Raw genomic sequence first — 26,312 nt, 5'->3', positions numbered from 1 at the left:
CTTTGTCCGCCGCCAGATCCTTGCCCCCATCTCGCCCCTGTGCACCGCAATGCGCAGTTGCAGCCCCACCGATTGCCGCGCCTGTCGCCCGGCACTGCGTGTGTCGGGCACAGCGAGTTGTCTAACTTCAGGTTGAAACATGTCCCAGACCCTCCATCCGATGCTCAATATCGCCGTCAAGGCAGCCCGCAACGCCGGGTCGATCATCAATCGTGCATCGCTGGACCTGGACATCCTGAAGATCAACACCAAGAGCCCCAACGACTTCGTCACCGAAGTGGACCACGCGGCCGAGCAAGCGATCATCGAAACCATCCTCACCGCCTACCCGGGCCACGGCATCATGGCCGAGGAATCGGGCCGTGAGCACGGCGCCAAGCACAGCGATTTCGTCTGGATCATCGATCCGCTCGACGGCACCACCAACTTCATCCACGGCTTCCCTGTCTACTGCGTGTCGATCGCCCTGGCGTTCCGCGGCAAGGTGGAGCAAGCCGTCGTGTACGACCCGACCCGCAACGACCTGTTCATGGCCTCGCGCGGCCGCGGCGCCTACCTGAATGACAAGCGCCTGCGCGTGTCGCGCCGCACCCGTCTGCAAGACTCGCTCGTGGGCACCGGCTTCCCCTTCCGCAAGGGCGACAACTTCCAGCGCTACATGAAGATGTTCGAGGCCGTGATGCCCCACGTGGCCGGCCTGCGCCGCCCGGGCGCTGCGGCCCTTGACCTGTGCTACGTGGCTGCCGGTTATTACGACGGCTTCTTCGAAACCGGCCTGAACCCGTGGGACATTGCCGCAGGCTCGCTGATCATCACGGAAGCCGGCGGCCTGGTCGGCAACTTCACCGGCGAATCCGACTTCATGAACCAGCGCGAAATCGTGGCTGGCTCGCCGAAGATCTACGGCCAGCTGGTCAAGCTGCTGACGCCGTTCAGCCGCGTGATCACCGACGACGACACCCCTGCCGCTGCCAGCGCCGACGCTGACACCGACGAGGAAACGCCGGTGGAAGCGCTGGAAAAGGCCGTGCGCAAGCCGCTGCGCCTGCGCAAGAAGTCCGACGACATCGCCACCGGCGACGACGCCCCGTTCTGAGCCCGGGCCCGCCGGGCCAACATCCCCAGCCTTGCACGGAGTTCCTGCGTCGGTGAGCACCCCCTCGAGCGCGCCTGCCGGCGCCGATGATTACAGCGGCCACACGCCGATGATGGCCCAGTACCTCCGCATCAAGGCGGAGCATCCGGACACGCTCGTGTTCTACCGGATGGGCGATTTCTACGAGCTGTTCTTCGACGACGCCCGCAAGGCGCACCGTCTGCTCGACATCACCCTCACCACCCGCGGCCAGAGCAATGGCGAGCCGGTGGTCATGGCCGGTGTGCCGGTGCACTCGGTCGAAGGCTACCTGGCCCGGCTGATCAAGCTGGGCGAATCGGTGGCCGTGGCCGAGCAGGTGGGCGATGTGGCCACCGCCAAGGGGCCGGTCGAGCGCAAGGTGGTGCGGGTGGTCACGCCCGGCACCGTCACCGACAGCGAACTGCTGAACGACCGGGCCGACACCCTGCTGCTGGCCATCTCGCGACAGCGCGCGTCCTTTGGTCTGGCCTGGCTGGGCCTGGCGAGCGGGCAACTCGGGCTGGCCGAATGCGGCGAGCGCGAGCTGGGCAGCTGGCTGGCGCGGCTGAACCCGGCCGAAATCCTGATTGACCGCGACGAGCAGCCATTGGCCGTGCGCCAGTGCCGCGCCGCGCGCACCATGCGGCCGGGCTGGCAGTTTGACGCCGGCCTGGGGCTGCGCAAGTTGTGCGAGCAACTGCGTGTCATCAGCCTGAACGGCTTCAATGCGCAAGACCTGGGCGCTGCGCATGCGGCTGCCGCTGCGCTGCTGAGCTACGCCGAGCACACCCAGGGGCGCGCGCTGTCGCACGTCACCACGCTGACCGTGGAGCGCGGCAGCGAGTTGCTGGAATTGCCACCGGCCACCCACCGCAACCTCGAACTCACCGAAACCCTGCGTGGCGAAAGTTCACCCACGCTGCTCTCGCTGCTGGACGCCTGCCGCACCGGCATGGGCAGCCGCGCACTGCGCCACTGGCTGACGCACCCGCTGCGCGAGCGCAGCGTGGCCCATGCCCGCCACGACGCCATCGCCATCCTGCACAGCGCCGGCTTCGAGCCGTTGCGCGAAGCCCTGCGCGGCATCAGTGATGTCGAGCGCATCACCTCCCGGGTGGCCCTGCGCCAGGTGCGCCCGCGTGAGCTGGCCGGCCTGCGCTTCACCCTGGCCAACCTGCCCGCCTTGCGGCAGGTGGCACCCGGCGGCACCGCCCTCCTCGACCGCTGCCTGGAAGACCTGACGCCCGACCCGCAGGTGGGTGAGTTGCTGCTGCGCTCGATCGCCGAAGAGCCGGCCGTGCTGCTGCGCGACGGCGGCGTGATCGCCACCGGTTTCGACGCCGACCTGGACGAGCTGCGTGCCATCGGCCAGAACTGCGACGCCTTCCTGATCGACCTCGAAAACCGCGAGCGCGCGCGCACCGGCATCGCCAACCTGCGCGTGCAGTTCAACAAGGTGCATGGCTTCTACATCGAAGTCACCGCCTCGGGGCTCGACAAGGTGCCAGCCGATTACCAGCGGCGCCAGACTCTGAAAAACGCCGAGCGTTTCATCACGCCGGAGCTGAAAACCTTCGAGGACAAGGCGCTGTCGGCACAAGACCGCGCCCTGGCCCGCGAAAAGTGGCTGTTCGAGCAGGTGCTTGACCAGTTGCAGGCGTACCTGCGACCGCTGGCCGCACTGGGCCGCGCGCTGGCCACGCTGGACGCATTGGCCGCACTCGCCGAGCGTGCCCGCACGCTGGGCTGGTGCCGCCCGGAGTTCGTCAACCACCCGTGCCTGGACATCGAGGCCGGTCGGCATCCGGTGGTCGAGGCACGGTTGGGCGAAACCGGTGGCGGTGATTTCATCGCCAACGATTGCCGGCTGGACGCGCGCACGCGCCTGCTCATCATCACCGGCCCGAACATGGGCGGCAAAAGCACCTTCATGCGGCAGGTGGCGCTGATCGCGCTGATGGCCGCGATGGGCTCTTATGTGCCGGCGCGCCAATGCCGCATCGGGCCGATGGATGCGATCCACACCCGCATCGGCGCGGCCGACGACCTGGCCAACGCGCAGTCCACCTTCATGCTGGAGATGACCGAGGCCGCGCAGATCATCCACGGCGCCACCGACCAGTCGCTGGTGCTGATGGACGAGATCGGCCGCGGCACCTCGACCTTCGACGGTCTGGCGCTGGCTGCGGCCATCGCCACCCACCTGCATGACCGCAACAAGGCGTTCACGCTGTTCGCCACCCACTATTTCGAGCTGACGGAATTCCCGCGCCAACATGAGCGTGCGTTGAATCTGCACGTCAGCGCTGCCGAAAGTGGTGACGACATTGTTTTCCTGCACGCGATAGAGCACGGCCCGGCCAGTCGCAGTTATGGTGTGCAGGTGGCGCGGCTGGCGGGCATGCCTCCGGCGCTGGTGCGCCAGGCGCGTGCCACGCTGGAAGCGCTGGAAACCCAGTCGCGGGCCGGTGACCTGCAGGTCGACCTGTTTGCACCACCACCGGCACCCGTCGCCGTGGCCCAGTCCGAAGTGGACGAGGCCCTGGCCGCCATCGACCCCGACACCCTGACACCGCGGGAAGCGCTGGATGCGCTGTACCGCTTGAAAAAACTGCAGACCTCCTGACAAGGCCACCCCATGACCTACTGTGTCGGTATCCGGCTGAACGCCGGCCTCGTGTTCCTCTCTGACTCGCGCACCAACGCGGGCCTCGATGCGATCAGCACCTTCCGCAAGATGATGGTTTATGAGCAGCCCGGCGAGCGCTTCATGGTGCTGCTCTCCGCCGGCAATCTCAGCATCTCGCAATCGGTGCGCGAAATCCTCCAGGTCGAGAAGCTGCCCAACGGCGACGACGAGCCCATCACCATCTGGAACGCCAAGAGCATGTTCGACGCCACCCGCGTGCTCGGCAGCGCCGTGCGCCGCGTGTATGAGCAAGACGGCCCGGCCCTTAAGGCCGCCGGCATCGACTTCAACTGCAGCATGATCTTCGGTGGCCAGATCGGCGACGAAGCCATGCGCCTGTTCCTGGTCTATTCGGCCGGCAACTTCATCGAAGCCACCCGCGAAACCTGCTTCTTCCAGGTCGGCGAAAGCAAGTACGGCAAGCCCATTCTTGACCGCGTGCTGACCCCCGACACCCCGCTGGACGAAGCCGCCAAGTGCGCGCTGGTGTCGATGGACTCGACGCTGAAATCGAACCTGTCGGTGGGCTTGCCACTCGACCTGCTGGTGTACGAAGCGGGCACGCTGAAGAGCGAGCGCATTGCCGTCATCGACGACAAGAACCCGTACTTCAAGATGATCCGCGACACCTGGGGCGAGCGCCTGCGCGAGGTCTTCGAAGGCATCGACGATCCGCAGTGGAACGGCGGCGACGCGGCCCACCCGCTGCTGACCACCAGCGAGCGCTTCGAGCCCATGCGCAAGATCACCCACCTCGGTGAGCGCATTGTCTGAACCAGGCGCTCAGCCCATGAGCCACGCTGGCACCATCGTCTTCGCCCACGCCAACGGGTTTCCGGCGGGCGTGTACCGGGTGCTGTTTGAAGCCTGGCGCGCCGCCGGCTATGAGGTGCGCGCCATCGAGCGCATCGGGCACCGCGCCACGCACCCGGTCAGCAGCAACTGGCCCCACCTGCGCGACGAGCTGATCGACTTCATCGCGAAGGGTCCGCAGCCAGCGTTTCTCGTCGGCCATTCACTGGGTGGCCTGCTGAGCCTGATGGCGGCCTGCCGTCGCCCCGAGCTGGCCTGCGGCCTGGTGATGCTCGATTCACCGGTGATCACCGGCTGGCGCGCGCACAGCGTGCAGGTCTTCAAGCAGACCGGGCTGATTCGCCGGGTATCACCGGGCAAGGTGTCGCAAGGTCGGCGCTACCAGTGGCCGGACCGGGACGCGGTGTACCAGCACTTCAAGTCGAAGCCGACGTTTGCGCGCTGGGACGACCGCGTGCTGCGCGACTATGTGGCCTGCGGCTTTGACGACGTGGACGACACGGTGCAGCTGGGCTTTCTGCGCGAGGTTGAAACCCGCATCTACAACACGCTGCCGCACCACCTCGGCACCTTGATGCGAAAGCATCCGCCGCAATGCCCGGTCGGCTTCATCGCTGGTGAGGTGTCGGCAGAAATGCGCCAGGGCGGCACACTGGCGGCCAAGGCCCTGGCCGGTGAGCGTTACCGCACCATGCCCGGCGGGCACCTCTACGCGATGGAGCAGCCCGAGCAGACCGCCGCGCTGGTGCTGTCGCTGATCGACAGCTTCAAGGGCGCCCAGCCGGCCTGATCAAGCGGCTCTGAAGTAAGGCTGCCCGGGCGGCAGGCCGGTCAGCGCTTGCCCGCCGTCGGCCGCAGGCTGCCAGCCCAATACCTCGTCGATCTGCTGCGCCAGTGCGGTGTCCCGCGCCGTGATGCCGTTCACCTCATGGGTGTTCAGGCGAATCTCCAGCGTGCTGTATTGCAGGCGCAGCTCAGGGTGGTGCCAGCCCACTTCGGCCAGGTGCGCCACCAGGCCAGCCAGCAACAGGGTCCGCGGCCAATCAGCCGTGCGGCAGATGCGCACCAGGCACGCGGGCTCAGCCTCGTCGAGCCGCCAGTTCGGCAGGTGTTTCAGGGCGTCGGCCAGCTCGACTTCGGTAAGCAGCCGTACGGCTTCTGCGGGGTGGGTCTGTGAGGGATTCATCAGGTCTTTCTGCAGGGTGTCAGGGGCATCGTCGGCAAAGGGTCGCCGGTCGGTATAATCGCGCTTTACCACCACGGCACTCCTGCTCCGGCCCAATCTCTGGGCAGTATGAGTGCCTTTTGACATGACCAAGTTTGTCTTCGTCACCGGCGGTGTGGTGTCCTCTCTTGGCAAGGGCATTGCGTCGGCCTCTCTGGCTGCGATTCTTGAATCGCGCGGCCTCAAAGTCACCCTCATCAAGCTGGACCCGTACCTGAACGTGGACCCGGGCACGATGTCGCCTTTCCAGCACGGCGAGGTGTTCGTCACCGACGACGGCGCTGAAACCGACCTGGACCTGGGCCACTACGAGCGCTTCATCACCACCCGGATGAAGAAGGCCAACAACTTCACCAGTGGCCAGATCTACAAGACGGTGCTCGAAAAAGAGCGCCGTGGCGACTACCTCGGCAAGACCGTGCAGGTCATTCCGCACGTCACCAACGAGATCCAGGAATACGTCAAGCGCGGCGCCGGCTTCGGCACGCCCGAAGCCGTGGACGTGGCCATCGTTGAAATCGGCGGCACCGTCGGTGACATCGAATCGCTGCCCTTCCTCGAAGCAGTGCGTCAGCTGAGCCTGAAGCTCGGCCAGGGCAACACGGCCTTCGTCCACCTCACCTACGTTCCTTACATCAAGGCCGCCGGCGAGCTGAAGACCAAGCCGACCCAGCACACGGTGCAGAAGCTGCGCGAAATCGGTATCCAGCCCGACGCCCTGCTCTGCCGCGCCGACCGCGAAGTGCCCGCTGATGAACGCGAGAAGATCTCGCTGTTCACCAACGTGGCACCGCACGGCGTGATCTCGATGTGGGATGTGGACACCATCTACAAGGTGCCGCGCATCCTCCACGAGCAAGGCCTGGATGAGCTGATCTGCATGAAGCTGCAGCTGCTCACCCGCCCGGCTGACCTGAAGACCTGGGACAACCTGGTCGCGGAAGTGGCAAGCCCGAAGGGCGAAGTCACCATCGCGATGTGCGGCAAGTACACCGAGCTGAGCGACTCCTACAAGTCGCTCAATGAAGCGCTGCGCCACGCCGGTCTGCACAACCATGTGCGCGTCAAGATCGAGTACCTGGATTCGGAAACGCTGAACGACGCCAACGCCGTTGAGCAGCTCGGCAAGTTTGATGCCGTGCTGGTGCCCGGCGGCTTCGGCAAGCGCGGTGTGGAAGGCAAGATCAGCGCCGCCCGCTGCGCCCGTGAGCAGAAGCTGCCGTACCTGGGCATCTGCCTGGGCATGCAGGTCGCCACGATCGAATACGCGCGCCACATGGCCGGCCTGGAGGGTGCCAACTCCACCGAGTTCGACCCCGACGCGCCGCACAAGGTCATCGCCCTGATCGACGAATGGCAGGACGCCGACGGCTCGATCCAGAAGCGGGATGCCAACTCCGACCTCGGCGGCACGATGCGCCTGGGCGCGCAGAGCTCGGACGTCAAGCCGGGCACGCTGGCCCACGACATCTACGGCCCGGTCGTGACCGAGCGTCACCGCCACCGCTATGAGGCGAACGAGCATTACCTCGATCGCCTGCAGCAGGCCGGTCTGGTGATTTCGGCCATCACGCAGCGCGAGAAGCTGACCGAAGTGGTCGAGCTGCCGCGCGACGTGCACCCCTGGTATGTCGGCGTGCAGTTCCACCCGGAATTCAAGTCGACCCCGTGGGACGGCCATCCGCTGTTCATCAGCTACATCAAGGCTGCGCTGGCCCACCAGGCCGCTCGCCAGCCCTAAACCCGAGGAACAGGCATGAAGCTCTGCGGATTCGACGTCGGTCTCGACAAGCCGTTTTTCCTGATCGCCGGCCCTTGCGTGGTCGAGAGCGAACAGCTGCAAATGGATGTGGCCGGGCACCTCAAGGAAATCACCTCGGCGCTCGGCATTCCCTTCATCTTCAAGTCGAGCTACGACAAGGCGAACCGCTCGAGCGGCACGTCTTTCCGCGGCCCCGGCATGGAACGTGGCCTGGAAATCCTGGCCAAGGTGAAGCGCGAGCTGAACGTGCCCATCCTGACCGATGTGCACAGCGAAACGGAAATCTCGGCCGTCGCGGCCGTGGTCGATGTGCTGCAGACGCCGGCCTTCCTGTGCCGCCAGACGGACTTCATCCACGCCGTTGCACGCAGCGGCAAGCCGGTGAACATCAAGAAGGGCCAGTTCCTGGCGCCGGGCGACATGAAGAACGTCATCGCCAAGGCCCGTGAAGCGGCCCGTGATGCCGGTCTGGAAACCGACAACTTCATGGCCTGCGAACGCGGCGCCAGCTTCGGCTACAACAACCTGGTCTCCGACATGCGCTCGCTGGCGATCATGCGCGACACCGGCGCGCCCGTCGTGTTCGACGTGACGCACTCGGTGCAGCTGCCGGGCGGCCAGGGCACGTCGTCAGGCGGCCAGCGCGAGTTCGTGCCGGTGCTGGCCCGGGCTGGCGTGGCCGTGGGCGTGGCAGGCCTGTTCATGGAAACCCATCCGGACCCCATGAACGCCCTGTCTGACGGCCCGAACGCGGTGCCGCTCAAGCACATGAAGGCGCTGCTCGAACAGCTGGTCGCGCTGGACCGCGTGGTCAAGACCCAGCCCCTGCTGGAAAACGACTTTTCCTGCTGACCGGCCCCACCCGCATGACCGCCTGCTACCTCATCGCCGACGTCACCGTCACCGATCCGGAGCGCATGGCGGCCTACCGGGTGTGGAGCACGCGCGCCATGGCTGAGCATGGCGCTGAAATTCTGGTACGGGGTGGCGCGATCGAAGTCCTGGAAGGGACCTGGTCGCCCAGCCGCCTCGTGCTGCTGCGATTTGCCAGCCGGGAGGCTGCGCAAGCCTTCTACCGCAGCGAGACCTACAGCCATGCCCGTACCCTGCGCGAAAACGCCGGGGTGATGCGCATGGTGATCGCCGACGGGGTGGAGCCCGCTCCCCCCGCAGCTTGAAGCACGCAGGTAACAAAATTACGGCATCCTGCGCGCACCTGATTTTTCAAAACGGAGTGAGATATGAGTGCAATCGTTGACATCGTCGGCCGCGAGATCCTCGACAGCCGTGGCAACCCCACCGTCGAATGCGACGTGCTGCTGGAATCGGGTGTGATGGGCCGTGCGGCCGTGCCGTCGGGCGCGTCCACCGGCTCGCGCGAAGCCATCGAGCTGCGCGACGGCGACAAGAGCCGCTACCTGGGCAAGGGCGTGCTGAAGGCCGTCCAGAACATCAACACCGAAATCTGCGAAGCCGTGCTGGGCCTCGACGCCAGCGAACAGGCCTTCCTGGACAAGACCCTGATCGACCTCGACGGCACCGACAACAAGAGCCGCCTGGGCGCCAACGCCATGCTGGCCGTGTCGATGGCCGTGGCCCGTGCAGCCGCTGAAGAAGCCGGCCTGCCGCTGTACCGCTACTTCGGCGGCATGGGCGGCGTGCAACTGCCGGTGCCGATGATGAACGTCATCAACGGCGGCGCACACGCCAACAACAGCCTCGACCTGCAAGAGTTCATGATCATTCCGGTGGGCGCTCCGACCTTCCGTGAAGCGCTGCGCTACGGCACCGAGGTGTTCCACGCGCTGAAGAAGATCATCGACGCCAAGGGCCTGAGCACCACCGTCGGCGACGAAGGCGGTTTTGCACCGAGCCTGCCAAGCCATGAAGCCGCCATCCAGCTGATCCTGGAAGCCATCGACAAGGCTGGCTACACCGCCGGCGAGCAGATCGCCATCGGCCTGGACTGCGCTGCTTCCGAGTTCTACAAGGATGGCAAGTACCACCTCGAAGGCGAAGGCCTGACGCTGACCGCCGCCGAGTGGACCGACATCCTGGCCACCTGGTGCGACAAGTACCCGATCATCTCGATCGAAGACGGCATGGCCGAAGGCGACTGGGACGGCTGGAAGCACCTGACCGAGCGTCTGGGCAAGCAAGTCCAGATCGTGGGTGACGACCTGTTCGTCACCAACACCAAGATCCTGAAGGAAGGCATCGACAAGGGCATCGCCAACTCGATCCTGATCAAGATCAACCAGATCGGCACCCTGAGCGAAACGTTCGCCGCCATCGAGATGGCCAAGCGCGCCGGCTACACCGCCGTCATCAGCCACCGCTCGGGCGAAACCGAAGACTCGACCATCGCCGACATCGCGGTGGGCCTGAACGCCGGCCAGATCAAGACGGGCTCGGCCAGCCGTTCGGACCGCATGGCCAAGTACAACCAGCTGCTGCGCATCGAGGAAGACCTCGGCGAAGTGGCCGTGTACCCGGGCCGCGGCGCGTTCTACAACCTGCGCTGATCGCCTGCGCCGTTTAGCCGCTCCGCTCGGGGCGGCTAAACGGCCAGCTCACGCACAACGGCTCGTGCACAACACCTCGTGCACAATCACGCCCATGCGCATCGTCCCCATCGTCTTCGCCGTGCTGGCCTTGCTGGTGCAGGCCGAACTCTGGTTCGGCAAAGGGGGCGTTCCTCACGTGATGGCCTTGAAGGCCGAACTGGCTGAACAAAAGGCCAGCAACGAGCGCCTGCGTGAAGGCAACGGCCGCCTGGCCGCTGAAGTCGCCGACCTCAAGGACGGCCTCGAGATGGTCGAGGAAAAGGCCCGGCTGGAGCTGGGCATGATCAAGCCGGACGAGACACTCGTGGTGGTTTCGGGCGCCCGCTGATCAGCTCCGCAGACCCCATCTCCTCCTCCACCCTCCCCGTACCCGATTTCCCGGATGGATAGCCTCCTGCAGGCCCTGGCGCCGCTCATGGCGTCGGCCTTCACCCTGTGGGGCAGCCCTGTCACCTGGACCGAGATCCTGGCCTTTGGCCTGTCGATCTGGATGGTGGTGTGCAACATGCGTGTCCACCCCTTGGGCTGGCCGCTGGCCATGCTCGCGTCAGCCCTTTATGGCCTGCTCTTCGCGTACAGCAAGCTCTACGGCGAGGCTTCGCTCCAGATCTTCTTCATCGTGGTGGCCGGCTGGGGCTGGTGGCAATGGCGGCGTGGCCGTGATGCCAGCGGCCAGGCGCTCACCGTTCGCTCGATGAGCCGCCTGTGGCGCATCCGGGCCGCCGCATTGACGCTGCTGGCATGGCCGCTGCTGGCCGCGCTGCTGATGCGCCACACCGACAGCGACACCCCGTGGCTGGACGCCCTGCCCACGGTGGCCAGCGTCACCGGCCAGATCCTGCTGGGCCGCAAGCTCATCGACAACTGGCCGATGTGGGTTGCCGTCAATCTGGTCAGCATGGCCCTGTTCGCCCACAAGGCCCTGTGGCTGACCGTGGTGCTCTACGGCGTGTTCACGTTGATGGCCATGGCCGGCTGGCGTGCCTGGGCACAGCTGGCGGGGCACCAGGATGCCCGAGCGGCGGCGCGTGAGGCGTCCGCCACCAAGCCCGGGTCGGCGCATGTCTGAGGCCACAACGGCAGGCGCGTCGCGCCCGCGATCGCCCGGTTTGATCATCGCGGTGGTGGGTGCCGAAAGCACGGGCAAGAGCACGCTGGCGCAGGGCCTGGCCGCGCGTCTGGCGGCCGACACCGGCCTGAGCTGTACCTGGGTGCCGGAGGCCCTGCGCGAGTGGTGCGACGCGCACGGCCGCACGCCGGCCCTGAATGAACAACAAGGCATTGCCGAGCTGCAGGCCCGGCGCATTGAAACCGCGGCACAGGCCTTTGACATCGTGCTGGCCGACACCACGCCGCTGATGACGGCGGTGTATCACCGGCAGGTTTTTGATGACCGCTCGCTCGATGCCATGGCCACCGCCTGGCAACGGCGTTGCGCCCTCACCCTGCTCACCGCGCTCGACCTGCCCTGGGTGGCCGACGGCCTGCAACGTGATGGCCCGCATGTGCGCGGCCCGGTGGACGCCAACCTGCGCGAGCTGCTGCTGGGCGCCGGACTGCCGTTCACGGTGGTGTCCGGTCTCGACGAGCACCGGCTCGAAGCCGCGGTGGACGCGGTCAGCAGCCTGGTGCGCTATCGGCGCACACCGCGCGCCGGCCTGCTGACCCGGCTGCAGCAGCGCGATGCGGCCCAGCCTGCCTGGACCTGGGCCTGCGACAACTGCGACGTGCCCGACTGCGAGCACGCGCTGTTCAAACCCGCCAGCACCGGTCTTCGCCTGCGTTGATCCGGCGAGCCGCGTTCTTACTGGAGCGCGTCGGAAGCCGGCGGCAGCAAGGTATCGGGAGTGAACACGCCGCCCACGTCGACCCGGTCGAAGTGGTACTTGGCGCCGCAGAACTCGCAGCCGATCTCGATGTTGCCGCGCTCTTCCAGGATCTCGAGCGCCTCGGCTTCACCCAGCCCTTGCAGCATCGACTTCACGCGGTCGCGCGAGCAGGTGCAGCTGAAGCTGGGCGTGAGCGGCTCGAAGCGGCGCACGTCCTCTTCCCAGAACAGGCGGCGCAGCACGGTGTCGGCGTCGAGGGTCAACAGCTCTTCACGGGTCAGCGTGGCCGCCAGGTGGGCGATGCGGTTGAACGACTCCGACAGGCCGATGTCGTCTTCATTGCGACGGCCACCGAGGTTGCCCTCGCCCTCCACCGGCAGGCGCTGGATCAGCAGGCCGGCGGCGACCTCGCCATTGGCCGCCAGGATCAGGCGCGTATCAAGCTGCTCGGACTGCAGCATGTAATGCTCCAGCACCTCGGACATCTTCTGCAGCGGCTCGCGCTGGTCGCCATGCAATGGCACCACGCCCTGGTAGGGCTGCTGCCCCGGCAGACGGTCCTTCGGGTCGAGGGTAATGGCGCAGCGACCCACGCCGTTCACGTTCATCATGGCCGCCACCTGGGCGTCAGGTGCCACGTCGCCCACCACGGTGGCCGTGGCGCGAAAGCTCAGGTCCGACCGTGACTCGGCCACAGCCAGCTTCACCGGGCCGTCGCCGAACACCTGCAGCACCAGCGAGCCGTTGAACTTGATGTTCGCCTGCATCAGGGTGGCCGCGGCACTCATCTCGCCCAGCAGGTCACGCACCGGTTCGGGGAAGGCGCCACTCGCCTCTCGACGACGCAACACCTCCTGCCAACTGTCGGTCAGACGCACGAGCATGCCGCGCACGGGCAGGCCTTCAAACAGGAATTTGTGGAGTTCGCTCATCGGGAAAAGGGCAAGGTGCAGCAGACGCATGCCCACCGCAAAGCGATAATTTTACGGATGGAACTGAGAACGCGCGCCCTGAAGGTCTTGCGCCTGGTTGACCCCGTCACGAAAGCAGCCGCCACACGGGCGCTGGCCACCGACGTTCGCGCGGGCCTGGCGCTCGATCCTGCCCTGGCTCTGGCAGCGCCTGAAGGCGCCCTTCCCGGCCGCCCAGAGCTTCCGAAGCTGGTGCCTGCCGACCAGGTGCCGCGCCGCAGCCCCTTCACGCTGGCCGGCCGGGCTGCGCTGCTGCACGCCATCTGCCACATCGAGTTCAACGCCATCAACCTGGCCCTGGACGCCGTCTGGCGCTTCGCCAACATGCCCACGGCGTATTACCTGGACTGGCTGCGCGTGGCCGACGAGGAGGCGCTGCATTTCAGCCTGCTCAACGAACACCTCGAAAGCCTGGGCCACCACTACGGTGACTTCGACGCCCACGACGGCCTGTGGGCCATGACCGAGCGCACGTCCGCCGACATCACCGCCCGCATGGCGCTGGTGCCGCGCACACTCGAAGCTCGCGGTCTGGATGCCACACCACCGATCCAGAACAAGCTGCGCCAGGCCGGTGACCATCGCGCCGTCGAGATCCTCGACATCATCTTGCGCGACGAGATCGGCCACGTCGCCATCGGCAACCACTGGTACCGCTGGCTGTGTGAGCAACAAGGTCTCGACCCCACCTCGCTGTACCCGGAACTGGTGGAGCGCTATCTGGCGCCACGCCTGAAAGGGCCCTTCAACTTTGGCGCGCGGCGCGAGGCCGGATTCACCGAGGTGGAGCTGGACTGGCTGGCGGGGATGGCCGGCCGCAAGAAGCACCATCCCGGTGCGGGTTGATACCGGGCCGCTTGGCGCGGAAGTTGCACGCCCACCGCATTACACTGCGTTCACGCCGCTGCGCGCACCCACAAATGTTCACTCACGAGGTATTCATGGCTTCCATTTCGACCCGTCGTTTTCTGAAGGCTTCCAGCGCCCTGGTTGCTGGCTTGGTGCTGGCCGCCTGCGGCAAGCAAGACGCTCCTGCGGCCCCGGCTGCCGAGGCCTCGGCCCCGGCTTCGGCTGCTGCGCCGGCCAAGGTGTACGTGGTGGGCACCGATGCGGCCTACGCACCGTTCGAGTATCAGAACGAAAAGGGTGAGATCGTCGGTTTCTCGGTTGACCTGCTGACCGCCGTTGCTGAAAAGGGCGGCTTCCAGATCAAGTTCGTCAACACCCCGTGGGAAGGCATCTTCAACGCCCTGGGCCAAGGCGACCGCGACCTGCTGATCTCGTCGATCACGATCACCGACGAGCGCAAGCAGACGATGGATTTCTCTGACCCGTACTTCGACGCCGTTCAGCTGATCGCCGTGAAGGAGGCCTCGAAGGTCACCAAGTTCGACGACCTGAAGAAGCTGAAGGTGGGCGTCCAGACCGGCACCACCGGCGACGAAGTCGTGACCAAGCTGCAAGGCAAGACCTCGGCCAACATCAAGCGCTTCGAGTCGACCCCGCTGGCCCTGAAGGAGCTGGAAGCTGGTGGCGTTGATGCCGTCGTCGCCGACAACGGTGTGGTCATCCACTACGTGGCCAACAACCCGGCCGTCAAGTTCAAGACCGTCGCCGACACCAAGTCGTTCGCGCCTGAGCAGTACGGCGTCGCCGTGAAGAAGGGCAATGCCGAACTGCTGGCCATGGTCAACAAGGGTGTGGCCGCCATGAAGGCTGACGGCACCTACGCCGCCATCTACAAGAAGACCTTCGGTACCGAGCCGGCCGCTGCTGCTGCTCCGGCCTCCGCAGCCTCGAACTGAACCTGAAAGGCGGCGCCTGTGGATTTGCGTTGGGAGATTCTGGCCGGCTACTGGCCGTTGTTCATGGCGGGCCTCTGGACCACCATCGAACTGACGATCGTGGCCATCGTGGTCGGGCTGGGTCTGGGTGCCGTGCTGGGGCTGATCAGCAGCTCCAAGGACGCACCGCGGCCCAAGTCGGCAGCGGTGGCGCTGACCATGAAGGTGGTGCGTGGCATCACCATGGCCTACGTCACGTTCTTCCGGGGCACGCCGCTTTTTGTCCAGATCCTGCTGGTGCACTTCGCCGTCATGCCGGCGCTGGTGCACCCCGACTCCGGCCTGCTGCTGGCCGGTGAAGCCGCCCGCGATTTCCGCCAGAACCACGGAGCCTTCTTTTCAGGCGCCGTGGCCCTGTCGCTGAACGCAGGCGCCTACATCTCGGAAATCTTCCGGGCGGGCATCCAGAGCATCCACACCGGCCAGACCCAGGCCGCGTGGAGCCTGGGTCTGACGCACAACCAGGCCATGCGCTTCATCATCCTGCCCCAGGCGTTCCGGCGCATGGTGCCGGCGCTGGTGAATGAAGGCGTCACGCTGATCAAGGACTCGTCGCTGGTTTCGGCCATCGGCCTGGCTGAGCTGGCCCTGGCGGCACGCACGGTGGCAGGCGCGTACTCACGCTACTGGGAGCCCTACCTCGCCATCTCGGCGATGTACCTGGTGCTGACGCTGCTGCTGTCGACGCTGGCCCAGCGCCTGGAAGCGCCCGCGCATCTGCGGGGACGCTGAGGCAGCCAGCCGGGTTGCCGCCCAATGCGGCAGCCACGGCCCCAACAAAAAAGCCCGCGCATCGCTGCACGGGCTTTTTTCATGTCCGCCGCCGTGAGGCAGCGGGGTCTCAGCGCTGGATCAGCGCTTGGTTGGCGGCAGGTCGGTGCACGAACCGTGCGCCACTTCTGCGGCCATGCCGATGCTTTCGCCCAGCGTCGGGTGCGGGTGGATGGTCTTGCCGATGTCGACAGCGTCAGCGCCCATCTCGATGGCCAGCGCGATCTCGCCGATCATGTCGCCGGCGTGCGTGCCCACCATGCCACCGCCGAGGATCTTGCCGTGGCCATGCGCCTCGGGCGAATCATCAAACAGCAGCTTGGTGACGCCTTCGTCGCGACCGTTGGCAATGGCGCGGCCAGACGCCGTCCACGGGAACAGGCCCTTCTTGACCTTGATGCCCTGCGCCTTGGCTTGGTCTTCGGTCAAGCCGACCCAGGCCACTTCCGGATCGGTGTAGGCCACCGACGGAATGACGCGTGCGTTGAACGCGGCGCTGGCCAGCGACTTGTCGCCCTGCAGCTCACCCGCGACCACCTCGGCGGCCACATGCGCTTCGTGCACGGCCTTGTGCGCCAGCATCGGCTGGCCCACCAGATCGCCGATGGCGAAGATGTGCGGCACGTTGGTGCGCATCTGGATGTCCACCGGGATGAAGCCCCGATCGGTCACCGCCACGCCAGCCTTGTCGGCGCTGATCTTCTTGCCATTCGGCGTGCGGCCCACGGCCTGCAGCACCAGGTCATAGGTCTGCTCGCTGATCGTGCCGTCGGCAGCTTCGAACTTGACCTTGATGCCGTCCGGCGTGGCTTCGGCGCCCACCGTCTTGGTCTTCAACATGATGTTGTCGAAGCGGTGCGCGTTCATCTTCTGCCAGATCTTGACGAGGTCGCGGTCAGCGCCCTGCATCAGGCCGTCGAGCATTTCCACCACGTCCAGGCGGGCGCCCAGCGTGGAATAGACGGTGCCCATTTCCAGGCCGATGATGCCGCCACCCACGATCAGCATCTTCTTCGGCACCGACTTCAGCGCCAGGGCGCCAGTCGAGTCGACGATGCGCTCATCGGCCGGGAAGAACGGCAGACGCACGGCTTGCGAGCCCGCCGCGATGATCGCCTTCTTGAACTTCACGACCTTGGCCGTGCCGGTCTTTTCCTGCGCGGTGCCGGTGGTTTCCTCGACCTGCACATGGAACGGATCGATGAACTGACCCAGGCCGCGCACGGTGGTGACCTTGCGCATCTTGGCCATGGCAGCCAGGCCGCCGGTCAGCTTGCCGATGACCTTTTCCTTGTGGCCACGCAGCTTGTCGATGTTGACGGTCGGGGCGCCGAAATCAACGCCCAGGTCGGCCATGTGGCTCACCTCGTCCATCACGGCAGCCACGTGCAGCAGCGCCTTCGAGGGGATGCAACCCACGTTCAGGCAGACGCCGCCCAAGGTGGCGTAACGCTCGACGATGACGACCTTCAGGCCGAGGTCAGCCGCGCGGAACGCCGCCGAGTACCCGCCCGGGCCGGCGCCCAGCACCAGCAGGTCGCACTCGATGTCGGCGGCGCCGCTGTAGCTGCCGGCAGCGCCAGCAACCACCACCGGTGCTGCGGCAGGCGCTGCAGCCGGTGCGGACGCGGGTGCTGGTGCCGGGGCAGCCACCGGTGCCGGCGCAGCGGCTTCACCCGCGGCCTCCAGCATCAGGATCAGCGAGCCCTGGTTGACCTTGTCACCCAGCGCGACCTTCATTTCCTTCACCACGCCGGCATGCGACGAGGGAATCTCCATCGACGCCTTGTCGGATTCCACCGTCACCAGGCTCTGGTCCACCTTCACCGTGTCGCCGGGCTTCACCAGCAGTTCGATGACACCAACGTCCTTGAAGTCGCCGATGTCCGGCACTTTCACTTCGATCATGGCCATGTCGTGTGCCTCCGGGTCACAGCGCGATGCGGCGGAAATCCGCCAGCAGCGACGCGAAGTAGACGTTGAAGCGTGCGGCGGCAGCGCCGTCGATCACGCGGTGATCCCACGACAGTGACAGCGGCAGCGTCAGGCGCGGCTGGAAGGCCTTGCCGTCCCACTTCGGCTCGATGCTGCTCTTGCACACGCCCATGATGGCCACTTCCGGCGCATTGATGATGGGGGTGAAGTACTTGCCACCGATGCCGCCCAGCGACGAGATGCTGAAGCAGCCACCCGTCATGTCGGCCGGGCCCAGCTTGCCGTCACGGGCCTTCTTGGCCAGCTCCGACATTTCCTGGCTGATCTGGAAGATGCCCTTCTTGTCGGCATCGCGGATCACCGGCACCACCAGGCCATTCGGCGTGTCCGCCGCAAAGCCGATGTGGAAGTAGTTCTTCAGCACCAGGGTGTCGCCGTCGAGCGAGCTGTTGAACTCGGGGAACTTCTTCAGGGCTGCCACGGCGGCCTTGATCATGAAGGCCAGCATCGTCACCTTGACGCCGGATTTCTCGTTCTCCTTGTTCAGCTGAACGCGGAAGGCTTCCAGGTCGGTGATGTCCGCGTCGTCATGGTTGGTGACGTGCGGAATGACGACCCAGTTGCGGTGCAGGTTGGCGCCGCTGATCTTCTTGATGCGCGAGAGGTCCTTGCGCTCGACCGGGCCGAACTTGGTGAAGTCGACCTGCGGCCAGGGCAGCAGGCCCGGGAACGCGCCACCCGCAGCAGCCGGTGCTGCGGCCGGGGCCTTGGCCTTCTGGGCGGCCGTTTGCAGGCTGCCGGCCATCACGCCCTTGACGAAGCTTTCCAGGTCGGTCTGGGTGATGCGGCCCTTGTGGCCCGAACCCTTGATCTCTTCCAGCGGCAGGCCCAGCTCGCGAGCGAACTTGCGGATGCTCGGCGATGCATGTGGCAGACCAGCCGTCGGCGTGCCCGGGTTGTGCGCAGGCAGGGCTGCAGCAGCAGCCACAGGCGCAGCAACAGCCACCGAGGCCACGGCAGGTGCAGCAGCAACAGCGCTGGCCGCAGCAGCAACCGGCGCAGCTGCAGGAGCAGCCACCACCGCAGGCGCAGCAGCGCCAGCAGCGCCTTCGAGCACCAACACCAGCGAGCCGATGTTGATCTTGTCGCCCAGAGCCACCTTCAGCTCCTTGACGACACCGGCGTGCGACGACGGAATCTCCATCGAGGCCTTGTCCGATTCAACGGTGATCAGGCTCTGCTCGACCTTGACGGTGTCGCCCACCTTGACCAGGATTTCAATGACGGCGACGTCCTTGAAGTCCCCGATGTCGGGCACCAGCACGTCGATGCGGCAAGCGGCCACCGGCGCGGCAGCCGCGGCCACCGGGGCCGGCGCAGGCGCTGCCACCGGAGCTGCTGCAGCAGCAACCGCCGGCGCAGCAGCAGGCGCGGCAACCGCAGCGTCGCCAGCGGTTTCCAGAATCAGCAGCAAGCTGCCTTCGTTCATGGTGTCGCCGAGCTTGACCTTCAGCTCCTTCACCACACCGGCGTGCGACGACGGAATCTCCATCGAGGCCTTGTCCGATTCAACGGTGATCAAGCTCTGCTCGACCTTCACCGTGTCGCCGACCTTGACCAGCAGTTCGATGATCGCGACGTCCTTGAAATCCCCGATGTCGGGGACCTTCACTTCAACCAATGCCATGGTGTTTGTCTCCTGGCCCGCTTACGCGTAGAGCGGATTGATCTTGTCGGCCTTGATGCCGTACTTCTGGATCGCTTCGGCCACCTTCGCCGCCGGCACGCTGCCTTCTTCGGCCAGGGCCTTCAGCGCCGCGACCACGATGTAGTGGCGGTTGATCTCGAAGTGCTCACGCAGCTTGCTGCGGAAGTCGCTGCGACCAAAGCCGTCGGTGCCCAGCACCTTGAACGTGCGGCCCTTCGGGATGAAGGCGCGCACCTGATCGGCGTAGACCTTCATGTAGTCGGTCGAGGCGATCACCGGGCCGTTGTGGCCAGCCAGCTGTTGCGCGATGAACGGCACGCGGGCTTCGTCGGTCGGGTGCAGCAGGTTCCAGCGTTCGCAATCCTGGCCGTCGCGGGCCAGCTCGTTGAAGCTCGGGCAGCTCCACACGTTGGCAGCCACGCCCCACTCTTCTTCCAGCAGCACCTTGGCGGCCATCGATTCGCGCAGGATGGTGCCTGAGCCCAGCAGGTTGACGCGCGGGGTCTTCTTCGCGCCTTCTTCCAGCAGGTACATGCCCTTGATGATCTCTTCCTCGGTGCCGGCACGCAGGCCAGGCATCGGGTAGTTTTCATTCAGCAGCGTCAGGTAGTAGAAGACGTTTTCCTGCTTCTCGACCATGCGCTTCAGGCCGTGCTGCATGATCACGCCGACTTCGTGCGCGAAGGTCGGGTCGTAGCTCACGCAGTTCGGGATCGTGCCGGCCAGGATGTGGCTGTGGCCGTCTTCGTGCTGCAGGCCTTCGCCGTTCAGCGTGGTACGGCCCGAGGTGCCGCCCAGCAGGAAGCCGCGAGCCTGCATGTCGCCCGCAGCCCAGGCCAGGTCGCCAATGCGCTGGAAGCCGAACATCGAGTAGTACACATAGAACGGCACCATGATGCGGTTCGACGTGCTGTACGAGGTGGCGGCAGCGATCCAGCTGGACATGCCGCCGGCTTCGTTGATGCCTTCCTGCAGGATCTGGCCGGCCTTGTCCTCGCGGTAGTACATGACCTGGTCCTTGTCGACCGGGGTGTACTGCTGGCCTGCCGGGTTGTAGATACCTACCTGGCGGAACAGACCTTCCATGCCGAACGTGCGGGCCTCATCGACCAGGATGGGCACGATGCGCGGGCCGAGGGCCTGGTCGCGCAGCAGTTGGGTCAGGAAGCGCACATAGGCCTGGGTGGTGCTGATCTCGCGACCTTCCACCGTCGGCTCCAGCACGGCCTTGAAGGTTTCCAGCGCGGGCACCGTGAAGCTTTCGTCAGCCTTGGTGCGGCGATGCGGCAGGTAGCCACCCAGTGCCTTGCGACGCTCATGCAGGTACTGCATTTCGGGCGTGTCGTCGGCCGGCTTGTAGAACGGCAGGTTCGGCAACTCGCTGTCCGGCACCGGAATGTTGAAGCGGTCGCGGAAGGCCTTGATGTCTTCGTCGGTCAGCTTCTTGGTCTGGTGAACGGTGTTCTTGCCTTCACCGATCTTGCCCATGCCGAAGCCCTTGACGGTCTTGATCAGCAGCACGGTCGGTTGACCTTCGTGCTTGACCGCCGCCGCGTAGGCTGCATAGACCTTCTGCGGATCATGGCCGCCGCGACGCAGCTTCCAGATATCTTCGTCAGACATCTTGGAGACCATCTCCAGCGTCTCCGGCGAGCGGCCGAAGAAGTTCTTGCGGACGAAGGCACCGTCATTGGCCTTGAAAGCCTGGTAATCGCCGTCCAGCGTGTCCATCATGATCTTGCGCAGGGCGCCGCCCTTGTCGCGAGCCAGCAGCGGATCCCACTCACTGCCCCACAGCAGCTTGATGACGTTCCAGCCAGCGCCGCGGAATTCGCCTTCGAGTTCCTGAACGACCTTGCCGTTGCCGCGCACCGGGCCGTCCAGACGCTGCAGGTTGCAGTTGATGACGAAGATCAGGTTGTCCAGCTTTTCGCGGGCAGCCAGGCCGATCGCGCCAAGCGATTCAACCTCGTCCATTTCCCCGTCGCCGCAGAACACCCAGACCTTGCGGTTTTCGGTGTTGGCAATGCCACGGGCGTGCAGGTACTTCAGGAAACGAGCCTGGTAGATGGCCATCAAGGGGCCCAGGCCCATCGAGACGGTCGGGAACTGCCAGAACTCGGGCATCAGCTTCGGATGCGGGTAGCTCGACAGGCCCTTGCCCTCCACTTCCTGGCGGAAGTGCAGCAGTTGCTCTTCGGTCAGGCGGCCTTCCAGGTAGGCGCGGGCATACACGCCAGGCGACACGTGGCCCTGGATGTAGAGGCAATCGCCGCCGTGGTTTTCGCTCTCGGCGTGCCAGAAGTGGTTGAAGCCGGCACCAAACATGTGGGCCAGCGAAGCGAAGGAGCCGATGTGGCCACCCAGATCGCCGCCGTCAGCCGGGTTGTGGCGATTGGCCTTGACGACCATGGCCATGGCGTTCCAGCGCATGTAGGCGCGCAGGCGCTCTTCGATCTCGATGTTGCCCGGGCAACGCTCTTCGTCGTCCGGGGCGATGGTGTTCACGTAGCCGGTGTTGGCCGAGAACGGCATATCGACGCTGTGCTGGCGTGCTTCTTCGAGCAACTGCTCCAGCAGGAAGTGCGCCCGTTCGGGGCCCTCGGCGTTGATGACGGCCGACAGGGCGTCCAGCCACTCTCGGGTTTCCTGGGCATCCACATCGTTGGTGAACGCGCCCGGCAGGGAATCAGGCATGGCGGACATGAGTTGTCTCCTCTAAAAAGCCATTGGATTCTTTGTCGGGCCGGAGTTTGGCACAACTTTTCTCGATTTTCAAATGGCGAACACGCATTTCACATTGTGAATAAGTGGCATCCATGCCTAAAGTTGCTGCACCGCTGCAGACCTGTGACGGACCGCTCACCCCGGCCGGCCAGATAATGCGCCGCGATGCCTGTGAACCTCGACCTGCCACGCCCCGCCCCCTCCCGCCTGAAACGCCTGTTCGGCCGCTGGTGGCGCCAGCAATCGCCTGCCCGGCAGGACCGGCTGGCCACGCTCGCGCCGCTGCTCTCGGTGCTGATGTTCCTCTCGGCCATTACCGCTGCGTTCTGGTACCTGCGCAATGAGGAAATCGACCGGGCCACCGACGCCGTGCGGCGCGACACCGAAGTCGCCCAGCAGCAGATGCGGCTGCACCTGATCGAGAACCAGGAACAGCTGGTGCGCATCGCCCGCGAACTCGTCACGCGCGACATCAATGCCGGCGAGTTCCTCGACCAGGCCGCCACCTTCCAGCGCGAGCGCCCCGAGGTTCGCCAGCTCACCTGGGTGAACGCGGCGCGCAAGGTGCGGGCGTCACAGACCGTGATCAGCTTCCAGCAGGAAGTGTCGAACGACGGCACGACACCCGACCCCTCGCTGCCATCAGACGGCAAGCGCACGGAATCCGAGTTCACCTTCCTGGCAGCCCGCGACACCCGCCAGCCGGTGTACTCGCGCCCCTTCACCGATGCCGACGGCACGCCGGTGTTCCAGATCCAGGTCCCGCTGATCGACCGGGGCAACTTCGCCGGCACGTTGATCGTCGAGTACTCGATCGAGGCGCTGGTGCGCTTCTTCGTGCCCACCGAGGTCTCGCGCCGCCACGCCATGCAGGTGCTGGGCCCGGACGAGCAGGTGCTGGCCAGCACCGTGACCGTGATGCCTGGCCAGCCGGTGGCCAAACCATCACTGCTGCATGACCTGCCGCTGGCGCCGATGTCGAACGGCCTGGTGCTGCGCGGCCAGGGCTACCGCACCTCCATCGGCCTGATCGGCAACACGCTGTTCTGGATGGTGGTGGCGCTGTCGGTGCTGACGGTGTGGATGCTGCTGGGCACCTGGCGCCACATGCGCCGCCGCACGCAGATCCAGAACGCGCTGGTGCAGGAAACCAATTTCCGCCGGGCGATGGAAAACTCCATGCTGACCGGCATGCGCGCGATGGACATGGAAGGCAAGGTCACCTACGTGAACCCGGCCTTCTGCGCGATGACCGGCTACTCAGAAGTCGACCTGGTTGGCGGCCGGCCGCCCTTCCCCTACTGGCCCCCTGACCGCATCGACGAGAACACCCGCCTGCTGCAGCAGGAGTTGCAGGGCCGCAGCCCGGCCGGCGGCATCGAGGTGAAGGTGATGCGCAAGGACGGCTCGGTCTTTGATGCGCGCATGTATGTGTCGCCGCTGATCGACCCCAAGGGCCTGCAGACCGGCTGGATGACGTCGATGACGAACATCACCGAGGCCAAGCGCATCCGCGACCAGCTCAGCGCCTCGCATGAGCGCTTCACCACCGTGCTGGAAGGGCTGGACGCGGCGGTGTCGGTGCTGTCGGTGCAGCAGGGCGAGCTGCTGTTTGCCAACCGCAGCTACCGGCTGTGGTTTGGCGTGGACGCCCGCGGCCACACCCAGCTGGCCAATACCAGCGCGGCCCTGGCCTTCGTGCCTGAGCCTGACGAAGACGTGGACGGGCTCTCCGGCCTGCCGACCCAGGAGCTGACCGAAGCCGGCGCGCAGCCGCGCGAGGTATATGTCGAATCGCTGCAGATGTGGTTCGACGTGCGCTCGCGCTACCTGCAATGGACCGACGGCCGCCTGGCCCAGATGCTGATCGCGACCGACATCACCGCCCGCCGCCGGGTGGAGGAACAGGTGCAGCAGCAGGCCGAGAAGGCCCAGGTCACCAGCCGCCTGATCACCATGGGCGAGATGGCCTCGTCGGTGGCGCACGAGCTGAACCAGCCGCTGACCGCCATCAACAACTACTGCAACGGCATGGTCAGCCGCGTGCGCAATGAATCGATCAACACCGAAGACCTGATCGCGGCGCTGCAGAAGACCGCCCGGCAGGCTGAGCGCGCCGGGCAGATCATTCACCGCATCCGCGCCTTCGTGAAGAAGAGCGAGCCGCAGCGCCAACCGGCGCAGGCCTTCGAGATCGTCGACGACGCGGTGGAGCTGGCCGGCATCGAGCTGCGCCGGCGCAAGGTGGCCATCCACACCTACGTGGCGCAGCGCCTGCCCACGCTGATGGTCGATCCGATCCTGATCGAGCAGGTGCTGATGAACCTGCTGAAGAACGCCGCCGAAGCCATCGACAGCGCCCAGCTGCCGCCGTCGCGCCGCAACATCGAGCTGCGCGTGGTGCCGCGCCACACCCCCGACCAGGGCGGCACGATCGAGTTCAGCGTGACCGACATGGGCCCGGGCATGAAGGAAGAAGTGCTCGCGCGGCTGTACGAAGCCTTCTTCTCGACCAAGGCCGAAGGCCTGGGCATCGGGCTTTCCCTGTGCCGGTCCATCATCGAGTCCCACAGGGGTCGGATGAAGGCCGAGAACCTCTACAATGGCTCGATCGTTACGGGGTGCCGGTTCGCCTTCACCCTGCCCGTCGATCTGACCCAACGCGCAGACCTCCACAACGTGCCTGATGTGCCCGATGCGGCTGCAGCGGCCAACCCCAACGCGACTTCTTCATGAGCCTGATTCCGAAAAAAGGTACTGTCTACGTGGTCGATGACGACGAGGCTGTGCGTGACTCCCTGCAATGGTTGCTGGAAGGCAAGGACTACCGCGTCAAGTGCTTTGACTCGGCCGAATCCTTCCTCTCGCGCTTCGACCCGCGCGAAGTGGCCTGCCTGATCGCCGACATCCGCATGGACGGCATGAGCGGCCTGGAGTTGCAAGACCGTCTGCTCGAGCGCCGCAGCCCACTGCCGGTGGTGTTCATCACCGGCCACGGCGACGTGCCGATGGCCGTGACCACGATGAAGAAGGGCGCGATGGACTTCATCGAGAAGCCTTTCAAGGAAGAAGAGCTGGTCTCGCTGGTGGAGCGCATGCTCGACCAGGCCCGCGTCGCCTTCTCGCAGTACCAGGAACAGGCCAGCCGCGACGCCCTGCTGTCGCGCCTGACCACCCGTGAGGCCCAGGTGCTTGAGCGCATCGTGGCCGGCCGCCTGAACAAGCAGATCGCCGACGACCTCGGCATCAGCATCAAGACGGTGGAGGCGCACCGCGCCAACATCATGGAAAAGCTCAACGCCAACACCGTGGCCGATCTGCTGAAGATCGCGCTCGGCGCTTCGCACAAGGGCTGAGCCCACCGGCAGCGCACTTCCCAACGGGGCCCTCGGGCCCCGTTTCAACTTTCCGAACCCGCTTCGCACCCCTTTCCAGGAACCACCCATGACCGCCCAAGTGATCGACGGCAACGCCCTGTCCCGCCAACTCCGCGCTGAAGTCGCCACCCGGGCGGCCGCGCTCACCGCCCGCGGCGTTAAGCCCGGCCTGGCCGTCATCCTGGTGGGCGACAACCCGGCCAGCCAGGTGTACGTGCGCAACAAGGTCAAGGCCTGCGAAGAGGCCGGCCTGCACTCGGTGCTGGAAAAGTACGACGCGACCATGACCGAGGCGGAGCTGCTGGCCCGCGTCGAGGCGCTGAACAACGACCCGGCCATCCACGGCATCCTGGTGCAGCTGCCGCTGCCGGCGCACCTCGACGACCACAAGGTGATCGAAGCCATCTCGCCCACCAAGGACGTTGACGGCTTCCACGTGGCCAGCGCCGGCGCCCTGATGGTCGGCGAGCCCGGCTTCAAGGCCTGCACGCCCTACGGTTGCATGAAGATGCTGGAATCGATCGGCATGGGCAACCTGCGCGGCAAGCATGCCGTCGTCATCGGACGCTCGAACATCGTGGGCAAGCCCATGGCCATGATGCTGCTGCAGGCCAATGCGACGGTCACGGTCTGCCACAGCGGCACGGCCGATCTGGCCTTCCACACCCGCCAGGCGGATGTGGTGGTGGCGGCCGTCGGCAAGCGCAATGTGCTGACCGCCGACATGGTCAAGCCGGGCGCCGTGGTCATCGACGTGGGCATGAACCGCAATGACGAAGGAAAGCTCTGCGGTGACGTAGATTACGAGGGCGTGAAGGACGTGGCCGGCTGGATCACCCCGGTGCCGGGCGGTGTGGGCCCGATGACCATCACGATGCTGCTGGTCAGCACCGTGGAAGCGGCCGAACGTGGCCTGAGCGCAGCCTGATCCACGGCCTGATCACCCGAGAACCTTTGCCTCTTTTTCGAGTCTGCCC

22 protein-coding genes are annotated in these 26,312 nt (G+C 65.8%); 17 read left to right on the top strand and 5 right to left on the bottom strand.

The window, feature by feature from the left end:
• The first annotated feature begins 139 nt into the window (after window positions 1-139).
• The 4 genes from AACH00_RS06185 to AACH00_RS06170 all read left to right on the top strand — a co-directional run bounded on the left by AACH00_RS06185 (window position 140) and on the right by AACH00_RS06170 (window position 5,409).
• Window positions 140-1,096, top strand: a complete 957-nt coding sequence (locus AACH00_RS06185; protein WP_341398212.1) for an inositol monophosphatase family protein — start codon at window positions 140-142, stop codon at window positions 1,094-1,096.
• 109 nt (window positions 1,097-1,205) lie between these two features.
• Complete coding sequence (mutS, locus tag AACH00_RS06180; protein WP_341398467.1) at window positions 1,206-3,743, top strand: DNA mismatch repair protein MutS; 2,538 nt, start codon at window positions 1,206-1,208, stop codon at window positions 3,741-3,743.
• Between the two features lie 12 nt (window positions 3,744-3,755).
• A complete protein-coding gene (locus AACH00_RS06175) occupies window positions 3,756-4,580 on the top strand; it encodes a proteasome-type protease (protein ID WP_341398211.1) in 825 nt (274 codons plus the stop codon).
• Between the two features lie 16 nt (window positions 4,581-4,596).
• Window positions 4,597-5,409, top strand: a complete 813-nt coding sequence (locus tag AACH00_RS06170) for an alpha/beta fold hydrolase (protein WP_341398210.1) — start codon at window positions 4,597-4,599, stop codon at window positions 5,407-5,409.
• On the opposite strand, the gene AACH00_RS06165 is transcribed toward AACH00_RS06170, so the two are convergent.
• Window positions 5,410-5,805, bottom strand: coding sequence for a 4a-hydroxytetrahydrobiopterin dehydratase (locus AACH00_RS06165; protein WP_341398209.1), 396 nt, complete (start codon window positions 5,803-5,805; stop codon window positions 5,410-5,412).
• 124 nt (window positions 5,806-5,929) lie between these two features.
• Between AACH00_RS06165 and AACH00_RS06160 the strand changes: the two genes are divergently transcribed.
• From AACH00_RS06160 to AACH00_RS06130, 7 genes are all read left to right on the top strand, one after another.
• Entirely contained in the window at window positions 5,930-7,585 is a 1,656-nt protein-coding gene (locus tag AACH00_RS06160) for a CTP synthase (RefSeq protein ID WP_341398208.1), read from the top strand.
• Between the two features lie 15 nt (window positions 7,586-7,600).
• Window positions 7,601-8,458: a 3-deoxy-8-phosphooctulonate synthase gene (gene kdsA / locus AACH00_RS06155; protein WP_341398207.1), complete on the top strand. Its 858-nt coding sequence runs from the start codon at window positions 7,601-7,603 to the stop codon at window positions 8,456-8,458.
• A gap of 14 nt (window positions 8,459-8,472) precedes the next feature.
• Entirely contained in the window at window positions 8,473-8,784 is a 312-nt protein-coding gene (locus tag AACH00_RS06150; protein ID WP_341398206.1) for a DUF1330 domain-containing protein, read from the top strand.
• Between the two features lie 63 nt (window positions 8,785-8,847).
• Window positions 8,848-10,131, top strand: coding sequence for a phosphopyruvate hydratase (gene eno / locus AACH00_RS06145; RefSeq protein ID WP_341398205.1), 1,284 nt, complete (start codon window positions 8,848-8,850; stop codon window positions 10,129-10,131).
• A 94-nt stretch (window positions 10,132-10,225) separates the two neighbouring features.
• A complete protein-coding gene (locus AACH00_RS06140) occupies window positions 10,226-10,501 on the top strand; it encodes a septum formation initiator family protein (RefSeq protein ID WP_341398204.1) in 276 nt (91 codons plus the stop codon).
• 54 nt (window positions 10,502-10,555) lie between these two features.
• The gene (pnuC, locus tag AACH00_RS06135) at window positions 10,556-11,242 is read left to right on the top strand and encodes a nicotinamide riboside transporter PnuC (protein WP_341398203.1); all 687 of its coding nucleotides are present in this window, start codon (window positions 10,556-10,558) and stop codon (window positions 11,240-11,242) included.
• Window positions 11,235-11,960: an AAA family ATPase gene (locus AACH00_RS06130; RefSeq protein WP_341398202.1), complete on the top strand. Its 726-nt coding sequence runs from the start codon at window positions 11,235-11,237 to the stop codon at window positions 11,958-11,960. The genes pnuC and AACH00_RS06130 overlap by 8 nt, the downstream gene beginning before the upstream one ends.
• 17 nt (window positions 11,961-11,977) lie before the next feature.
• On the opposite strand, the gene hslO is transcribed toward AACH00_RS06130, so the two are convergent.
• Entirely contained in the window at window positions 11,978-12,934 is a 957-nt protein-coding gene (hslO, locus tag AACH00_RS06125; RefSeq protein WP_341398201.1) for an Hsp33 family molecular chaperone HslO, read from the bottom strand.
• A gap of 57 nt (window positions 12,935-12,991) precedes the next feature.
• Between hslO and AACH00_RS06120 the strand changes: the two genes are divergently transcribed.
• The 3 genes from AACH00_RS06120 to AACH00_RS06110 all read left to right on the top strand — a co-directional run bounded on the left by AACH00_RS06120 (window position 12,992) and on the right by AACH00_RS06110 (window position 15,549).
• Entirely contained in the window at window positions 12,992-13,819 is an 828-nt protein-coding gene (locus AACH00_RS06120; protein WP_341398200.1) for a ferritin-like domain-containing protein, read from the top strand.
• Between the two features lie 95 nt (window positions 13,820-13,914).
• Window positions 13,915-14,778 carry a basic amino acid ABC transporter substrate-binding protein gene (locus AACH00_RS06115; RefSeq protein WP_341398199.1) on the top strand — a complete coding sequence of 288 codons (864 nt, stop codon included), beginning with the start codon at window positions 13,915-13,917 and terminating at the stop codon, window positions 14,776-14,778.
• An 18-nt stretch (window positions 14,779-14,796) separates the two neighbouring features.
• A complete protein-coding gene (locus tag AACH00_RS06110; protein ID WP_341398198.1) occupies window positions 14,797-15,549 on the top strand; it encodes an amino acid ABC transporter permease in 753 nt (250 codons plus the stop codon).
• A 120-nt stretch (window positions 15,550-15,669) separates the two neighbouring features.
• Here the strand turns inward: AACH00_RS06110 and lpdA are convergent, their stop codons facing one another.
• Genes lpdA through aceE form a run of 3 tightly spaced genes read right to left on the bottom strand, consistent with a single transcriptional unit; the run spans window position 15,670 to window position 21,937 of the window.
• Window positions 15,670-17,502: a dihydrolipoyl dehydrogenase gene (gene lpdA, locus AACH00_RS06105; protein WP_341398197.1), complete on the bottom strand. Its 1,833-nt coding sequence runs from the start codon at window positions 17,500-17,502 to the stop codon at window positions 15,670-15,672.
• A 16-nt stretch (window positions 17,503-17,518) separates the two neighbouring features.
• A complete protein-coding gene (gene aceF, locus AACH00_RS06100; RefSeq protein ID WP_341398196.1) occupies window positions 17,519-19,210 on the bottom strand; it encodes a dihydrolipoyllysine-residue acetyltransferase in 1,692 nt (563 codons plus the stop codon).
• A gap of 21 nt (window positions 19,211-19,231) precedes the next feature.
• A complete protein-coding gene (gene aceE / locus AACH00_RS06095) occupies window positions 19,232-21,937 on the bottom strand; it encodes a pyruvate dehydrogenase (acetyl-transferring), homodimeric type (protein WP_341398195.1) in 2,706 nt (901 codons plus the stop codon).
• A gap of 186 nt (window positions 21,938-22,123) precedes the next feature.
• Between aceE and AACH00_RS06090 the strand changes: the two genes are divergently transcribed.
• The 3 genes from AACH00_RS06090 (at window position 22,124) to folD (ending at window position 26,263) form a co-directional block, all read left to right on the top strand.
• The gene (locus AACH00_RS06090) at window positions 22,124-24,694 is read left to right on the top strand and encodes a PAS domain S-box protein (protein WP_341398194.1); all 2,571 of its coding nucleotides are present in this window, start codon (window positions 22,124-22,126) and stop codon (window positions 24,692-24,694) included.
• Window positions 24,691-25,314, top strand: coding sequence for a response regulator transcription factor (locus AACH00_RS06085; RefSeq protein ID WP_341398193.1), 624 nt, complete (start codon window positions 24,691-24,693; stop codon window positions 25,312-25,314). The genes AACH00_RS06090 and AACH00_RS06085 overlap by 4 nt, the downstream gene beginning before the upstream one ends.
• 88 nt (window positions 25,315-25,402) lie before the next feature.
• A complete protein-coding gene (gene folD, locus AACH00_RS06080) occupies window positions 25,403-26,263 on the top strand; it encodes a bifunctional methylenetetrahydrofolate dehydrogenase/methenyltetrahydrofolate cyclohydrolase FolD (RefSeq protein WP_341398192.1) in 861 nt (286 codons plus the stop codon).
• The last annotated feature ends 49 nt before the right edge of the window (window positions 26,264-26,312 follow it).

Source organism: Ideonella margarita (assembly GCF_038066635.1).
GTDB lineage: Bacteria > Pseudomonadota > Gammaproteobacteria > Burkholderiales > Burkholderiaceae_C > Ideonella > Ideonella margarita.
This window is presented reverse-complemented; position numbering and strand designations above follow the sequence as displayed.

What these genes read in the sequence shown, in the direction of transcription:
- AACH00_RS06160 (WP_341398208.1), top strand. Translation starts at nt 5,930, where the DNA reads ATGACCAAGTTTGTCTTCGTCACCGGCGGTGTGGTGTCCTCTCTTGGC.
- AACH00_RS06140 (WP_341398204.1), top strand. Translation starts at nt 10,226, where the DNA reads ATGCGCATCGTCCCCATCGTCTTCGCCGTGCTGGCCTTGCTGGTGCAG.
- hslO (WP_341398201.1), bottom strand. Translation starts at nt 12,934, where the DNA reads ATGAGCGAACTCCACAAATTCCTGTTTGAAGGCCTGCCCGTGCGCGGC.
- AACH00_RS06150 (WP_341398206.1), top strand. Translation starts at nt 8,473, where the DNA reads ATGACCGCCTGCTACCTCATCGCCGACGTCACCGTCACCGATCCGGAG.
- AACH00_RS06185 (WP_341398212.1), top strand. Translation starts at nt 140, where the DNA reads ATGTCCCAGACCCTCCATCCGATGCTCAATATCGCCGTCAAGGCAGCC.
- lpdA (WP_341398197.1), bottom strand. Translation starts at nt 17,502, where the DNA reads ATGGCCATGATCGAAGTGAAAGTGCCGGACATCGGCGACTTCAAGGAC.
- pnuC (WP_341398203.1), top strand. Translation starts at nt 10,556, where the DNA reads ATGGATAGCCTCCTGCAGGCCCTGGCGCCGCTCATGGCGTCGGCCTTC.
- eno (WP_341398205.1), top strand. Translation starts at nt 8,848, where the DNA reads ATGAGTGCAATCGTTGACATCGTCGGCCGCGAGATCCTCGACAGCCGT.
- mutS (WP_341398467.1), top strand. Translation starts at nt 1,206, where the DNA reads ATGATGGCCCAGTACCTCCGCATCAAGGCGGAGCATCCGGACACGCTC.
- folD (WP_341398192.1), top strand. Translation starts at nt 25,403, where the DNA reads ATGACCGCCCAAGTGATCGACGGCAACGCCCTGTCCCGCCAACTCCGC.
- AACH00_RS06130 (WP_341398202.1), top strand. Translation starts at nt 11,235, where the DNA reads ATGTCTGAGGCCACAACGGCAGGCGCGTCGCGCCCGCGATCGCCCGGT.
- AACH00_RS06175 (WP_341398211.1), top strand. Translation starts at nt 3,756, where the DNA reads ATGACCTACTGTGTCGGTATCCGGCTGAACGCCGGCCTCGTGTTCCTC.
- AACH00_RS06090 (WP_341398194.1), top strand. Translation starts at nt 22,124, where the DNA reads ATGCCTGTGAACCTCGACCTGCCACGCCCCGCCCCCTCCCGCCTGAAA.
- kdsA (WP_341398207.1), top strand. Translation starts at nt 7,601, where the DNA reads ATGAAGCTCTGCGGATTCGACGTCGGTCTCGACAAGCCGTTTTTCCTG.
- AACH00_RS06165 (WP_341398209.1), bottom strand. Translation starts at nt 5,805, where the DNA reads ATGAATCCCTCACAGACCCACCCCGCAGAAGCCGTACGGCTGCTTACC.
- aceF (WP_341398196.1), bottom strand. Translation starts at nt 19,210, where the DNA reads ATGGCATTGGTTGAAGTGAAGGTCCCCGACATCGGGGATTTCAAGGAC.
- AACH00_RS06085 (WP_341398193.1), top strand. Translation starts at nt 24,691, where the DNA reads ATGAGCCTGATTCCGAAAAAAGGTACTGTCTACGTGGTCGATGACGAC.
- AACH00_RS06120 (WP_341398200.1), top strand. Translation starts at nt 12,992, where the DNA reads ATGGAACTGAGAACGCGCGCCCTGAAGGTCTTGCGCCTGGTTGACCCC.
- aceE (WP_341398195.1), bottom strand. Translation starts at nt 21,937, where the DNA reads ATGTCCGCCATGCCTGATTCCCTGCCGGGCGCGTTCACCAACGATGTG.
- AACH00_RS06115 (WP_341398199.1), top strand. Translation starts at nt 13,915, where the DNA reads ATGGCTTCCATTTCGACCCGTCGTTTTCTGAAGGCTTCCAGCGCCCTG.
- AACH00_RS06170 (WP_341398210.1), top strand. Translation starts at nt 4,597, where the DNA reads ATGAGCCACGCTGGCACCATCGTCTTCGCCCACGCCAACGGGTTTCCG.